Consider the following 13,762-nt stretch of genomic DNA (forward strand, 5'->3'; position numbering starts at 1 on the left):
GATTTTTCCGATATTTAGGCGACCGGACTATTATTGTCATTTCAACACCCGGGAAATAAAAATTAATAGACCCGGTAGAGCAAAAAACATGATTAAGACATAGAAGATAACATATCTTCTTTTTATTGAAGCCAGCTGGCCTAATTTTTTAGCTAAAAATATCGGTATAGCCCGTATTCGTTTTATCGGGTAAATTATGAAAACTCCAATAATGTTAAAAAGAAAATGGGTAAAGGCAACGGTAATTGCTGCGATGTTTCCGGTAGCAAAGGAAGCAAGCATAGCGGTTACCGTAGTGCCGATGTTGGCTCCCATGGTTATCGGAAATGCCATTTCAACAGTTAGTATCCCGGCTGCCATCAGCGGAACTAGCAAAGAAGTGGTGATTGATGAACTTTGGACGACGGCGGTAAGAATAGTTCCAACGATTATAGCCAAGACAGCATGTTTACCTAAAACATTATTAAGTACAATCTCAGCTCTTTGCATTACCAGCGAGCGCATGATTTTTACAATGAAGTAGAGGGCTGAAAAAAGAATTATAATTGAAATAATTAGAAGCAATATGTAGTGGGCATGGCTGGGAATGTTTAATTTTTCAATTAGGCCGTCAATTAGATGTATTAAAGGTTGAGTGATGATTTTAATTGGGCTAGTAAATTTAATGCCGCCGACATTACTAAAAATTTTAGCCATCAGAGCAGCAGTTTTGCTTAAAAAGCCAAAAGCTACCTCAAGCGGAAAAAGTATGCATACACAGACAAGATTAAAAAAGTCATGCACTCCAGTTCCAGTTACGGCTTTTTTGAATTCTTCTTTGCGGTTGATATGGCCGATTGCAACTAGCATTCCGGTTACGGTAGTGCCGATATTGGCTCCCATAACTATTGGGACCGCGTTGGATATAGTCATAACTCCCGAGGCAACCATGCCGACAACAATTGAGGTGGTGGTTGATGAACTTTGGACTATGCTGGTAGCCAGAATTCCGATAAACAACCCGATAAAAGGATTGGCAGTGGTTGCGATTAAGCTTTCGGCAAAACCCTTACCAAAGCCTTTAAAAGCTGCGCCCATTAGTCCGATACTGACTAAAAATAAATAAACAAAGCTAAGGACGAGAATTAATTTTAGCGGAGTGTTTAGCCTTTTTGGAGGCATAAAGTGTATTTGATATTTTTTCAAGAAGTGAAATTATAAAACTATTCGTGAAAAAGTATTATACAAAGAAAAGGAATCATTGCAAGCCTTTTCTTTTTAGGTTATAATTTTAATTATGAGCGAGAGACAACAACTGCTTTCTTTATTAAAAAAGGAGGCTTTTCTTAAAAAAAGAGTTAAGCTAGCCTCCGGCAAGATAAGCAATTTTTATATTGATGTAAGAAAGGTATCCCTAAGCCCTAAGGGAGTCTATTTAATTTCTCGGCTTGCTTTTAACTTGATAAAAAAAGATTCAATTCAGGCGATCGGTGGTCCAACCTTGGGAGCTGATCCGATTGTTAGCGGTGTATGCCTGCTTGCTTATAAGCGTAACAAGAAATTAAAAGGATTCTTAATTCGCAAAACTCCCAAAAAACATGGCCGTCAGAAGTTAGTTGAAGGTCAAGACTTAAAAAGCGGCATGAAGGTGGTTATTGTTGATGATGTCGCTACCAGCGGCGGTTCATTGATTAAGTCAATTGAAATTTTAAAACAGGAGAGAATAAAAGTAGTAAAAGCTCTGGTTGTGGTCGATCGTGAAGAAGGCGCAACCGAAAACCTCGCTGCCTTAAATTGCCCGCTTGTATCTTTATTTAGAAAATCTGATTTTCTATGAATCGTATCCAAAAAAGCCTCACTGTAAAAAATTGTCTCTGTTTTGTTCTTAGCTTATCATTGCTAGGCTGTATTAGCAGCGAGTATAATGTTGGGACCCAATCCCAGGACCTCTATTTTTTTTCTACTGAACGGGAGGTAGCTATGGGTAGGAACATTGCTAAGAAAATTTCCGAGGAATTTAAGATTTCTAAAAATCCCCTAGATATCAAAAGGCTCCAGAACATTGCTTCAAAAATAACCGAATACACTGACCGTAAAGAAATAAGCTATTATTTCTATATTATTGAAGAGGATGATAAAGCTAAAAGTCAAATTAACGCCTTTGCTCTTCCCGGTGGCTATGTTTATGTATTTAAAGAGCTTTTTGATTTATTAGATGATGATCAGCTTGCTTTTGTCTTAGGCCATGAGATCGCCCATATTGTGAGTCGCCACAGCATAAAAAGGCTTCAGGCAGCCATGGGCTATAATCTTTTAGTCGTTGCCTCAGCTGGGGCAACCCGAAACGCTAGGTTTACTCAAGGGCTTTCTTTTGCTTTAGCTCAGATCTTAACCGGCTATTCCCGAGACGATGAGCTTAATGCCGACGAGGTGGCAGTTAAATATTGTCGATTGGCCGGATTTAATCCAATTGCCGGGATAGAGGTTCAAGAGAAGCTTTATCAAGAAAACAAAAAGAAAATCAGGCCACTTTCTTATTTTAAAACCCATCCTTATACCGATCAAAGAATCCGCCGAATTAAGGAAGTTTTACGTCTACCTCTAGGCGTAGATGATTACATTAACTATTAACAATATAGTTAATTAAACCTCAAAAATATTTATTTTTTAAAAGAATTCTTTCATTAGTAAACAAAATGAAAGGTTGACTGTGTTGAAGATAGAGTGAAAGAGAAAACAAGGGTAAATGTTTTGCGATTTTTCATAGAGATAGCAAAGAGCCATACTGAGGATGAAAATAGGCAGGACGCTATAAGGGGTTCGGTGTAAGAGCGAGAAGAACAGTGAAACAACCATTGCTGAGCCTAAGAAGTTAAATCGGCTGCGTACTAATTTATAGATAAATCCGCGAAAAAATAACTCTTCAGCTAAAGGGCCCAAGGCAATTACTTGTAAAACCAGCAAGGAAATCGAAGTTTTATTTTTCAGTAAGAATAAAAGTTCGATTGCTGGATTAAGCGAGTCCTTAAAACCCAATTTATTGGCTACGAAACCATTAACCAGAGCTGAAACTATAAGAATAGGTAAGACAGCGCTATAGGTACTTAAGGCAAAGATGGTGTATTTTTTATCAAAAGCTAAGCCCAAATTTTTAATTTTTAAATATTTCCAGACTAACAAGATTACTGTTATTTGCAGCAACATATTTATTGAGATCAGAAAATCAAGCGATAATTTCCATTGGAGTTTATAGAGGAGAGTAGGAACGATATAGCTAAAACATAGGCAGGCGGATATTAAGAATAAAAGTTGGCTTGCTTTTTCTTCTGATAAGTTAAACGGTTTTTGTTTCTCTTGAATTGAAGCCAGAGCCTTCTTTTTGATTTTTCGGACAGTTAAGATAGCTAGTTGAATTATTCCGATGAGAATAATATTTAAGTAGAGGAGACCAAAAATAACCAAGAGGATCATGGCCGAGTTTAAAACAAATTTTGCTTTATTAAGCTCAAAGGGAAAACTTACCTCTGAATTAGAGATTGGAGTGATACTTGCTTCAATAAGAAGTATTGCTAGTATGCAAACTATGATGAAGAGGATGTATTGGTTTCGTTTTGACATTTTTATATTGGCGGAGAGGCTGGGATTTGAACCCAGGGCCCCACTGTTAAGCGAGGCATCCGATTTCGAATCGGACGCTTTAAACCGGACTCAGCCACCTCTCCATAAATTATGCGGAAGGGGGGAGTTGAACCCCCATGGAGTTACCCACATGAATCTGAATCATGCGCGTCTGCCAATTCCGCCACTTCCGCGTAAGCTTTTTTAGGCCTTGACCGATTATATCAAAAAACTAGACAGGTTTCCATTTATTGTGTATAATCCTAGCACAAAGTTAACTAGCTGCTTCTTGGCCACAGAGGCAGAAAATCACAAATAATTTAGGAGGTAGGAATATGAGTCGTAATTGGTTCAAATTATTGTCTGTACTAGGGGTATTTTTATTACTTGTTGTAAGCTCAGCTTATGCTTATCGGCTTCCCGAAGACTATTCAAACATAAAGTATTTTTATGTTTTTGGTTCAGAGGGCAGCCCGCTGATGGGGGCTGAGGATAATGAATTAGAAATATATTTTGAAATTCCTGATCAGGAAGCCGGAGATTTGTTGATTAAGGTTTTCGATCCTGATACTGGAGGAAAACGCGACTGGAAAGAGAATGCCGATAATTCTTGGGATACAGTTACTGAGTTCGCTGTCTACGGTAACAAACTTCTTGCCGAGAAGCAATTTTCCGAAGGAGACTATGACTATAATTATTTTACCTTCGGACCTTACTCAGCGGATCAAGGCAAGAAAATAGATGGTGGCTATCAATTTAAAATGAAAGTCCGGGGCCTTAAAGGTGACGATGCCAATCTTTTTAAATTTAAGATATTTCCGAAAAGCGCTGAGGCCTATAGTTACAATATTACAATGCGTCTAGCTTCTAATGAGGGAGAGGAGATGTATTTTTACCCTGATGTGCCGGCTGGCACTAAAGAGCTTTTAGTAGAAAATTACGATATTGACCGAAGAGGTGGAATCAGTGTTTTATATGACCCATTATTAAGGACTAAATATGATATTAATGATTCGAGCAGCGGAGAGTGGAGCAAGACGGTTGTGCCGGTAAATGTTTTGAGCTCGCGACGATTCAAATATGTAATTACTAAAGGAACTCAACGATCAGCCCATGCTGCTTTAAAGATAGCTAATGATAAGGGCGAGTTGTTGCCAATTTACTTTAGGAAAGCTCCAGCTTTACCAGTAACTACAGCTAAGGCTCTTCCCTTGGTAAAAAAACTATCAGTTAAGAGAGTTCCAGTAGAGGAGCCTTCTCCGATCCCGTTTAAAAGACCGGCTCCGCTTAAGTGCAATAAATTTATTTTTGATGCAACTAAATCTTACGATCCTGACGATCAGAATCTTTCTTTTCATTGGGACTTTGGTGACGGGGTAACTAGTACCGAATCAATCATAACTCATGCCTATGATCAGGGAGGAGAATACTTAGTTGCTTTGACCGTATTTGATGATTCAGGTCTCGAGTGTAATACTGATAAGATTACTCAGAAAATATTTGTAAATACTGCGCCCCGGGCTGATTTTACGGTTACTGAATCAGCTTGCATAAATCAGAAAATTACCCTTGATGCTAGTTCTACTGTTGATGAAACCCCGGGAGATACGGTTTACTCTTGGGATTTCGGCGACGGAACAACTGGTGTCGGGAAAAAAGTTAAAAAGTTTTATGAAAAAGGTGGAATTTACAGAGTTACTCTTAGCGTGGACGATAACTTTGATACCGCCTGTAGTAAAGATGTATTTGCCAAAACCGTTCGCATTAATACCCCTCCGGTAGCTTCAGCTGGCGAGGATGTTAGTTTATGCCTAAAATCTCAAGATGATAAATATAAGGTAAAGTTCAATGCTGGAGGTTCTGAGGATAGTGATGGTAACCGGCTTACTTATTATTGGAATTTCGGTGATGGCACCAAAGCCGAGGGTAAAATAATCAGCCATACCTATCAAAAAGGAGGCCAGTATAAAGTCAATTTAGTTGTTGATGATTTTTCTGGCACAAATTGTAGCGTTGACAGCGATAGCTTGGTTGTGAATTTAAATCGTGTGCCATTAGTTAACGCTGGAGGTGAGATTAGCGCCTGCCAAGCCGAAGTAGTTGAATTTAGCGGTTCGGCATCTAGTGAGGATGGTTGCAATGATTGTGCTTATCATTGGAATTTCGGAGGTGGAGAAATTGTTGAAGGCTTAAGGGCAGAGCATGTTTACGATAAAGGAGGAGTCTATAATGTTGCTTTCACCGCTGATGACGGAAAAGGCACTCCTTGTTCAAGTTCTACCGATATCGTCAAGGTAGATATTAATTCTTCACCTTCGGTATCTCTGAAAGGCTCTAAATTAGGTTGCTTAGATCAAACTTTTAGTTTTGATGCTTCTTCGGCTAGAGACTTTAACGGTGATAGCTTGAGATATTTCTGGGACTTTGGTGATGGAACAATAAGAGAAGATAAAGCCAAAGTTACGCATAAATATTCAAAGGGCGGCCGCTACAAAGTTAAGGTTACAGTAAACGATCAAAGAAATTTACCTTGCTCAACTGCAAGTTCCGATATCGAAGTCAGGGTTAATACTGCACCGGTTGCCGATGCTGGGCCTAACCTGGTTTGCTGTCAGGGTAAGGAAACAGTGTTTGATGCTTCTAATTCTTATGATCCTGATGGAGATAAACTAACTTATTCTTGGAATTTTGGCGATGGTCGTAAGGCTAAAGGTGTTAAAGTAACTCACGCTTACAGAAAGCACGGGATTTATGACGTAGTGTTAACGGTTAAGGATGATTCAGGAAGTGATTGCAACCTAGGTACGGCAGGGTTTACTGCTAATGTTCAGGCTACCCCGGTTGCGGTAATTGATGTTAGAAAGAAATAATGTTAAGGAAAAATATCTTTACCCGAATGGTGAGAAATTTTCTTATCGGGCTTACAGTTTTTAGTCTATTTTTTCTGCTTTGCTATCAACCGGTTTTTTCTAAAGCAGTTGATGATTTTTTAGTAAAGTTGGGAAAAGGATTTTTGGAAAAAGGACTCTTTAGCGATGCCGAGATAGAGTGTCGTAAGGCTTTGATTGTTAATCCGGACAATACCCAGGCTAAGGCTTGTTTGGCTAAGATTCGCCGGATGAGAAAAAACGATCAGCCCCAAAGTTTACAGGTAGTTTGCTTAGGGGAAGAAGTTGTTTATGAGGTTACCGGTTTTAAAAATAGTGCCTATTCCAAATATGTTTGGGATTTTGGCGATGGGGTTAAGAAGGAATTTGGGGCGAAAGCCACCCATAGCTACTTGCTTCCTGGAAGATATACAATAGCTGTTTTTGCTGAAGATTTCCAACAAGGACTTTCTTATAGCTCTAGTGGCGGTACGATTTTAGTAAAAGTTAACCAACCTCCAGTGGCTGATGCCGGTCCGAATAAGGTTTGCTGTCAGGGTAAAGAGGCTATTTTTGATGCTTCTAACTCTTATGATCCCGATGGAGATAATTTAGTTTACTTTTGGGATTTTGGTGACGGTAATACCGCAAGGGGAGCCAGAGTAAAACATCACTATCCTTTAAATGGAATATATCAGGTTTCCTTAACAGTTTATGATCAGTCGCAAGATGCTTGCAATGTTGCTACTTCAGGGTTTACTGCCAATGTTCAGGCCTCTCCGGTTGCCGCAATGGAGATTATAAGGCAGTAGCTGCTAATTTTTTCTCCGCCAAACAACAACCAGGGTAAAAAATGGGACGTTTCGATTTTTTTATGCTATAATTTTAGCCATGGGTTTACTATTTCTAGCCGTGACAAAGCTTTCCCTGATTACCCTTTTTGGGTTTTTTCTTTATAAAAGAAAAGTCATAACCGACAAGGGCCTTGGCGTTTTGACTACCTTGGTTATATATTTTACTGTACCTTTTTTGATTTTTTCAGGCTTGGTTGAGAATTTTCAGATAGTTTTAGCTAATTCAGTTTGGATTTTTCTTTTAATATCGGTTGTTATCTTTATTGCCGGCTATCTGCTTGCGGCGGCTGTTTCTTGGAGAAAAAAACACCAAATAAAAAATGAGTTCATTAGCGTGGTAAGTTTCCAGAATGGAGGATACCTGCCGATGAACATAGCTTTTTTCCTTTTCCCTCCGGGGGTCCGCGAGAAATTTTTAGTCTATATTTTTCTTTATCTTCTCGGATACAATATCCTTATGTGGTCTTTGGGGAGTTTTCTAATTTTCCGCAAAAAGGGTGAGCGGTTTCATTACAAATCAATTTTTACTCCGCCGATCATAAGTACCTTAGTTGCTTTGTTGTTTATTTACAGCAAGCTGGCCGGTTCAATGCCAAAGATTATTCTTGATCCGATGCAGCTGATTGGTAATATGAGTTTTGTATTATCATTAATAATTTTAGGTTGTTGGCTGGCTAAGATTAAGCCAAAGGGTATATCTCAACGTTTGTTGTTAATCGTTGAAGCTAGTATTTTGAAATTAGTCGTTATGCCGCTTTTATTCTTGATCGGGTTATTGTATTTTAAGGTGTTTTCACTGCTTGGAGTTTTTGTTATAATCGAGGCGGCAATGCCATCAGCAGTTTCTTTACCGATTATTGCTCATTTACATCGGGCCGACAATGAGTTTATTTCTCAAGGAGTGTTCTTTACCCACATTTTAGGAATTATTACTATTCCCTTATGGTTAGGGTTTTTGCAGATTCTCGGGTTTAGTTTTTTATAGGGTGATTACAGATGAAGACAGTTGCGACCAATAGAAAAGCCAGGCGTGATTACAGTATTCTTGAGACTTTTGATGCTGGGATTCAGCTGAGAGGTAACGAGGTTAAGTCTCTACGTACCAAAAGCTGTTCTTTGGAAGACAGTTTTGCTCGGATTGAGAAAGATGAGCTTTTTTTGTATAATATGCATGTTCCTGAGTTTGCCAAGAGCTCGCATTTTAAGAGTGAACCTAAAAGAGTTAGAAAGCTTTTGGTACACAAAAAGGAAATTAAAAAGCTGATCGGTTCCACTGTCCAAAAGGGCTATACGCTTATACCTTTAAAGATATATTTTAATCAGCGCGGCATTGCTAAAATCGAGATTGGTCTAGCTAAAGGAAAGCATTCCTATGATAAACGCAGAAAGATAAAAGAAGATATTACTAAGCGAGAAGCCGAGCGGGCCTTAAAGGTATTTCATAGGAAACGTCTTTAGTTCGATTGCGTTTTTATAACTAAAATGTTAAGAATAGCTTTGCTAAGGGAGGATAAAGACAATGAGTAAGATTCTGGATTTAGGGATTGCAGCAGCTAAAGAAGCTGGCGAATTTTTGCTTGATGGTTTTGGCAAGGTAAGCAAAATTGAGAAGAAGGGCGATCGAGATTTCGCTACCAATCTAGATAAAGAGGCCGAGTTGATGATTATTGATAAAATCAAAGCCCAATTCCCTAGTCATGGTATTCTTGCTGAGGAAACCGGAAATAGCGATCTCGACAGTGAATATATATGGATCATCGATCCTTTAGATGGGACGCATAACTTTATCCGTAATATAGATATTTTTGGCGTATCTATCGGCATAGTGCATAAGCAAAAGGATTTTGTTGCCGGAATAATTTATATGCCTAGTTCTGATGAACTCTATATCGCCGAGAGAGGGTCAGGAGCATACAAGAACGATACTAAGATATTAGTTTCTGAAAATAATGATTTGAAAGAATGCTCAATTGCTTTTGATTCAAGTATCCGCTATACGCCTGGTCCGATGCTGGGTACTTTGGGAGATTTAGCCGAGAAGGTATTTAATATTAGAATGTTTGGCTCTTCAGCTCGACATCTCTCTTATGTTGCTGAAGGGGTTCTAGACTTTGTGGTAGAGTTTCATGACCGGCCCTGGGATTTTGCCGGCGGGGTTTGTATTATTGAGGAAGCCGGTGGCTTCTTGAGCGATTTAAGAGGTGAGCGATTAACCTATAAAACTATAGGCTATATCGCTTCCAACAACAGAGTCCACGGGCAAATAGAGGATATTGTCAGGTCAAATCTTAAACTTAAAAGATAGTTGACAAGTTATAAATTTTTGGTATCATAAAATCCTATGTGGTTAGCAGCAATATTTATTATTATCGGAATCGCTTCACGTTTAATTCCCCATGTACCTAATTTTTCTCCTTTGGTTGCGGTTGCTCTTTTTTCTGGTGTTTATTGGAAGAAGCCGTATGGTTATTTACTGCCTTTATCAATCTACATTATTTCTGATTTAATTATCGGTACCCACAATACAATGGCTTTTACTTGGCTATCGATCATTATGATCTATGGTTTAGGTACATTTTTAGCTAAGAAAAGAACAGTTGTCACAACCGGTTTTTATGCAATTATTTCATCGGTTTTATTCTTCGTTGTTACTAACTTAGGCGTATGGATGATGGGCTGGTACCCACCGACCCTTGAAGGTTTGTCAGCTTGCTTTACTTACGCTATTCCTTTTTTCAGGACCTCTCTTGCAGCAAACTTGGTCTATGTAGTTGTCCTTTTTGGTTCTTATGAATACTTTTCTTCAAGAGTTAAGCTTACTAAAGCGACTGCCTAATCTTAGTCTTAAACAATTCCAAAAAACATCCTTTACACCCCTAAAAAAATCGATATAATAAATGAAGCTTATGATTTTTTAAGCTTAGGGTGTAGAAAAATTATTTTGTTTAATTTGTCCGGGGCGTAGCGTAGTTTGGTTAGCGCGTCTGCTTTGGGAGCAGAAGGCCGGTGGTTCGAATCCACTCGCCCCGACCAAATTGTGCCCGTAGCTCAATCGGATAGAGCACCTGCCTTCTAAGCAGGATGTTGTAGGTTCGATTCCTACCGGGCACGCGTATTTTAATTTAGCAGATTTTAATAGTAGGAGAAGGGATGAAAAAAATATTGATCATTTTGGTATGGATAGCAGTAATCGTGGTTTTGCTACACGTAGCCCTTTTCGTTTTTATCAATTTAAAGGGTAGAGATATTATTATAGCTAAACTTCAGAAGGATTTTGGTAGTGAAGCCCGATTAGAATCTATCAGTTTAAGTTTCCCTTTTGCTATAGAGATCAAGAATTTTCGGAGTAGTGATTTGTCTTTTAGAAAGGCAAAAGCATCCTTAGGTTTATCTAATCCTTTTAGGCGTTTCCTAATCAGTAATCTTTCCCTAGAAGATCCGGTAATCAATGTAACCTTAGATAGAAAAGGAGTCAGAGCTGAACCTATTTTTTCTAAGTCTTGGCGTCAGCGTAGTAAAAAAACTCCTGAAGAAATCAAAGAGAAACCTTCCCTTTCTGGACAAAAAACCAATTTTGAGTCGAGATCTGTAGAGCCAAGACAAATTGAGAATGAAAGTAAGCCAGCAAGAAAGTTTTCTTTAGTAATAAAAAATATTTACATTAAGGGTGGCCGAATACAACTTACGAATAGATTAAAACGCGAACCAATAGTTACTATAATTAATAATATAGATGCTTATTTAAAAAATATTTCCTACCCGGATTTAGAGAAGTTTATTCTAGATATCAGTGGAGCTTTAAAAACTGAAGAGGGGGTTTCTCGAAAAAATATAGCTTTAAAGGGCTGGGTGGATTATTCTAATAAAAATATGGAGGTAGAATTAGGGCTAGATAAAATAGACTATTCTGCTTTTGAAGACTATTATCCGCCTAATTGGAAATTGGAAGGTTTAGGGGTCAAAGAGGCCTTACTTTCCCTGGAATCTAATTTTGTTTCTGAGAATAATGATTTAACTATTAAAAATACTTTATTTTTAGATAGTATTGAGTATCTAGAGCTGGCTGAAGATCAAGAGGGTAGCTCTCGGGCTAAAACTGTGAAAACAATTTTGGCTTTTATTGCCATGGGTGACAATAAGCCATCTTTTAACTTTGTAGTTAAAACTAAGATGGACACTCCTAAAATTGATTTTGCTTCGATAAAAGAAAGCTTTAATACAACTTTTAATTTTGGTTTAGGAGGTATTTTGCAAGGTGCAGCTAACGTTATGCAGGAGAACGTAAAAGAATTGATAAAAGACAATAAAGAGCTTGGTGCTGACGATGCCGTAGAAAGGATGAAAGAGACTGGCGAAGAGCTTATTGATGCTTTAAAAGATATATTTATTCCTAAGCTTATAGAGATGGGTGAAGAAGGTGCCCTTGAGGCCAAAGAACAGGATCACCCTAATCCGGTAGTAGCGCCTTAATTTTTAGATATTTTGAAATTTTAAATTACGGTGGATGTAGCTCAGGTTGGCAGAGCACTTGATTGTGGTTCAAGATGTCGCGAGTTCAAATCTCGTCATCCACCCCAATGTTCTTTTTTTACCTTCCAGAAGAAAATTAAACGGAATTTTGTAAGAAAATGAGAGATTTTTTTGAAACAGCCGGAAGTTCAAACCAATTTTTTCCAAGAATTCTCTCTGGGGGGCGGGGTTTGCCGCCAAGGCAATACAACCGGCTTGGTGAGCAAGAGTTAGGAAGTTTTTCATCGGTTCGAACCATTTCCCGTCACTGTTTTGGGGGTTAGTTTCCCAATCAACCTTCCTGTTTACTAATTGGTATTTTTTCTTTTTATATTCTTCCTCAGATATCCCGCCGTCAATATATAGATCAAGCAGTTTTTTGAGCTTCTGGTTTATTTCTTCTATCTTTATTTCAGCGCTGCGCTGGGTGTGGATTTTACCGGCCTCAAAAAGCCCGATTTCCCGCTTAAGCTCATTCATCATTAGAGAAAAAATGCCGTCATCAAGCTGAATCGCAAGAATGGCCGTTTTGATTTGTTCGGTTAGCTCTTCCTCGCGGGTGTATTTCTTCTGAGAACAGGGGCCTTTGCGTTTGGTGCAGCGGTAGTAATTATGCCCTTTTTGGTTCTCGGCGGTGATTTGACAGCCGCATTCAGCGCAGCGCATAAACCCTTTTAGGGCGAAATACCTATTTTTATGGAGGATAGCTTTACTTTTTAATTTTAAAACTTCCTGAACTATATCAAAGAGTTCTTTATCAATTATGGGCTGGTGGGTGCCTTGATATAGTTCGCCTTTAAAGGAAAAGGCACCGTAGTAAAAAGGGTTATGCAAAATTCTTGCGATATTACTGATAACAAGAGGTTTCTTGAATCTCTTGCTCACCAAGCCTAAAGCAGCCGCCAATTTTTTTAAATCGTCCAGAGTATATTTATTCTCAGTGCATAAGAGAAAAAGTTTTTTAACCAGCGGCGCCACCGCTTCATCCACTAAGATTTTGCCTTTGCCGTCATTAGTATAACCGATCGGGGCAAAGCCCGGGTATTCACCACGCCGTAATTTTTCTCTTATGCCGCGCTTGGTATTTTCACTTAGGTTATCCACGTAATACTTTGATTGGCCGAAGCTGATACTAAGCATAAACTTGCCCTGGGCCGTATTGTCAAAGCGGTAAGTAGGAAAGCGTAAATCAACGATGTTACCGATGTCGGTGAGGTAAATGATTTTTCCGCCGTCAATGGAGTTTCTAGCCAAGCGGTCAGGATGCCAGGCAATAATGCCATCGGCTTTACCTTGCTCAATAAGTTTAATCATTTGGTTAAAGACCGGCCGGCCTGGTGACCTGGCAGTTTTTGCTTCCTGGAATTCATCGATAATGGCCAAACCTTCCTTTTTAGCAAACAGTCTTGTTTCGATTAACTGCGATTGGATAGAGAGGACTTGCTTATCTTCGGTATCAGTAGATTTACGCACGTATAAAAAATATTTGTTCATTTTTCTAGCCCCCTTTTTTTTAGATATTAGCAATAAAAATAAAAATCCAGCCCAAGGTATTTTAGGAATTCTGTTTTAAAAAAAATTGGCGGTTGCTTTGACTCTACCTTAAGGACAGAGGGGCTAGATTGCCTTGGGATGTGCCGAATGGCGCAAGGCTTGCGGAGCAAGCCCGGCAAACCCCGCCCCCCAGAGAGAATTCTTGGAAAAAATTGGTTTGAACTTCCGGCTGTTTCAAAAAAATCTCTCATTTTCTTACAAAATTCCGTTTAATTTTCTTCTGGAAGGTAAAAAAAGAACATTGGGGTCCCTATATCAAAAAGTCAGAACCCATTTTAAAGAAAAATACAAATAACGTCTATTCTTATTTTGATCAGCATTACTAAGTTATCGAATCGCAACTGACCATATCGATATAACCACTCCAGCGACATCTAATAG

The 13,762-nt window shown here is 38.8% G+C and carries 12 protein-coding genes and 5 tRNA genes; 12 read left to right on the forward strand and 5 right to left on the reverse strand.

Annotation, left to right across the window (positions count from 1 at the left end; all coding sequences use genetic code 11):
• Positions 1–36: 36 nt before the first annotated feature.
• Positions 37–1,077, reverse strand: a complete 1,041-nt coding sequence (locus K9L86_04075) for a Na/Pi symporter (GenBank protein MCF7908034.1) — start codon at positions 1,075–1,077, stop codon at positions 37–39.
• A gap of 199 nt (positions 1,078–1,276) precedes the next feature.
• Here K9L86_04075 and pyrE point away from each other — a divergent pair, with 199 nt between their 5' ends.
• Both pyrE and K9L86_04085 read left to right on the forward strand, forming a co-directional pair.
• On the forward strand, positions 1,277–1,816 hold the full coding sequence (pyrE, locus tag K9L86_04080) for an orotate phosphoribosyltransferase (GenBank protein ID MCF7908035.1): 540 nt from the start codon (positions 1,277–1,279) through the stop codon (positions 1,814–1,816).
• Between the two features lie 143 nt (positions 1,817–1,959).
• Positions 1,960–2,610, forward strand: coding sequence for a M48 family metalloprotease (locus tag K9L86_04085; protein ID MCF7908036.1), 651 nt, complete (start codon positions 1,960–1,962; stop codon positions 2,608–2,610).
• A 36-nt stretch (positions 2,611–2,646) separates the two neighbouring features.
• Here the strand turns inward: K9L86_04085 and K9L86_04090 are convergent, their stop codons facing one another.
• From K9L86_04090 to K9L86_04100, 3 genes are all read right to left on the reverse strand, one after another.
• Positions 2,647–3,597: a CPBP family intramembrane metalloprotease gene (locus tag K9L86_04090; protein ID MCF7908037.1), complete on the reverse strand. Its 951-nt coding sequence runs from the start codon at positions 3,595–3,597 to the stop codon at positions 2,647–2,649.
• 8 nt (positions 3,598–3,605) lie between these two features.
• Positions 3,606–3,701 (reverse strand) — tRNA-Ser (locus K9L86_04095).
• An 8-nt stretch (positions 3,702–3,709) separates the two neighbouring features.
• Positions 3,710–3,791 (reverse strand) — tRNA-Leu (locus tag K9L86_04100).
• A 141-nt stretch (positions 3,792–3,932) separates the two neighbouring features.
• Between K9L86_04100 and K9L86_04105 the strand changes: the two genes are divergently transcribed.
• The 10 genes from K9L86_04105 to K9L86_04150 all read left to right on the forward strand — a co-directional run bounded on the left by K9L86_04105 (position 3,933) and on the right by K9L86_04150 (position 11,895).
• On the forward strand, positions 3,933–6,467 hold the full coding sequence (locus K9L86_04105; protein MCF7908038.1) for a PKD domain-containing protein: 2,535 nt from the start codon (positions 3,933–3,935) through the stop codon (positions 6,465–6,467).
• Positions 6,467–7,276 (forward strand): PKD domain-containing protein, encoded by an 810-nt coding sequence (locus tag K9L86_04110; GenBank protein ID MCF7908039.1) that lies wholly within the window; start codon positions 6,467–6,469, stop codon positions 7,274–7,276. The genes K9L86_04105 and K9L86_04110 overlap by 1 nt, the downstream gene beginning before the upstream one ends.
• A gap of 79 nt (positions 7,277–7,355) precedes the next feature.
• On the forward strand, positions 7,356–8,303 hold the full coding sequence (locus K9L86_04115) for an AEC family transporter (GenBank protein MCF7908040.1): 948 nt from the start codon (positions 7,356–7,358) through the stop codon (positions 8,301–8,303).
• A gap of 11 nt (positions 8,304–8,314) precedes the next feature.
• Complete coding sequence (gene smpB, locus K9L86_04120) at positions 8,315–8,776, forward strand: SsrA-binding protein SmpB (protein ID MCF7908041.1); 462 nt, start codon at positions 8,315–8,317, stop codon at positions 8,774–8,776.
• Positions 8,777–8,837: 61 nt separating this feature from the next.
• Positions 8,838–9,623 (forward strand): inositol monophosphatase, encoded by a 786-nt coding sequence (locus K9L86_04125; protein ID MCF7908042.1) that lies wholly within the window; start codon positions 8,838–8,840, stop codon positions 9,621–9,623.
• Positions 9,624–9,659: 36 nt separating this feature from the next.
• Entirely contained in the window at positions 9,660–10,154 is a 495-nt protein-coding gene (locus K9L86_04130; GenBank protein ID MCF7908043.1) for a hypothetical protein, read from the forward strand.
• Positions 10,155–10,273: 119 nt separating this feature from the next.
• Positions 10,274–10,351: transfer RNA gene (locus K9L86_04135), tRNA-Pro, on the forward strand.
• A gap of 4 nt (positions 10,352–10,355) precedes the next feature.
• Positions 10,356–10,429: transfer RNA gene (locus K9L86_04140), tRNA-Arg, on the forward strand.
• Between the two features lie 39 nt (positions 10,430–10,468).
• Positions 10,469–11,788: a DUF748 domain-containing protein gene (locus tag K9L86_04145; protein ID MCF7908044.1), complete on the forward strand. Its 1,320-nt coding sequence runs from the start codon at positions 10,469–10,471 to the stop codon at positions 11,786–11,788.
• A 30-nt stretch (positions 11,789–11,818) separates the two neighbouring features.
• Positions 11,819–11,895, forward strand: a tRNA-His gene (locus K9L86_04150).
• Here the strand turns inward: K9L86_04150 and K9L86_04155 are convergent.
• Entirely contained in the window at positions 11,858–13,321 is a 1,464-nt protein-coding gene (locus tag K9L86_04155) for a recombinase family protein (protein MCF7908045.1), read from the reverse strand. The genes K9L86_04150 and K9L86_04155 overlap by 38 nt on opposite strands.
• Positions 13,322–13,762: the final 441 nt, after the last annotated feature.

It is taken from the genome of Candidatus Omnitrophota bacterium (assembly GCA_021735655.1).
GTDB lineage: Bacteria > Omnitrophota > Gorgyraeia > Duberdicusellales > 4484-171 > JAHKAJ01.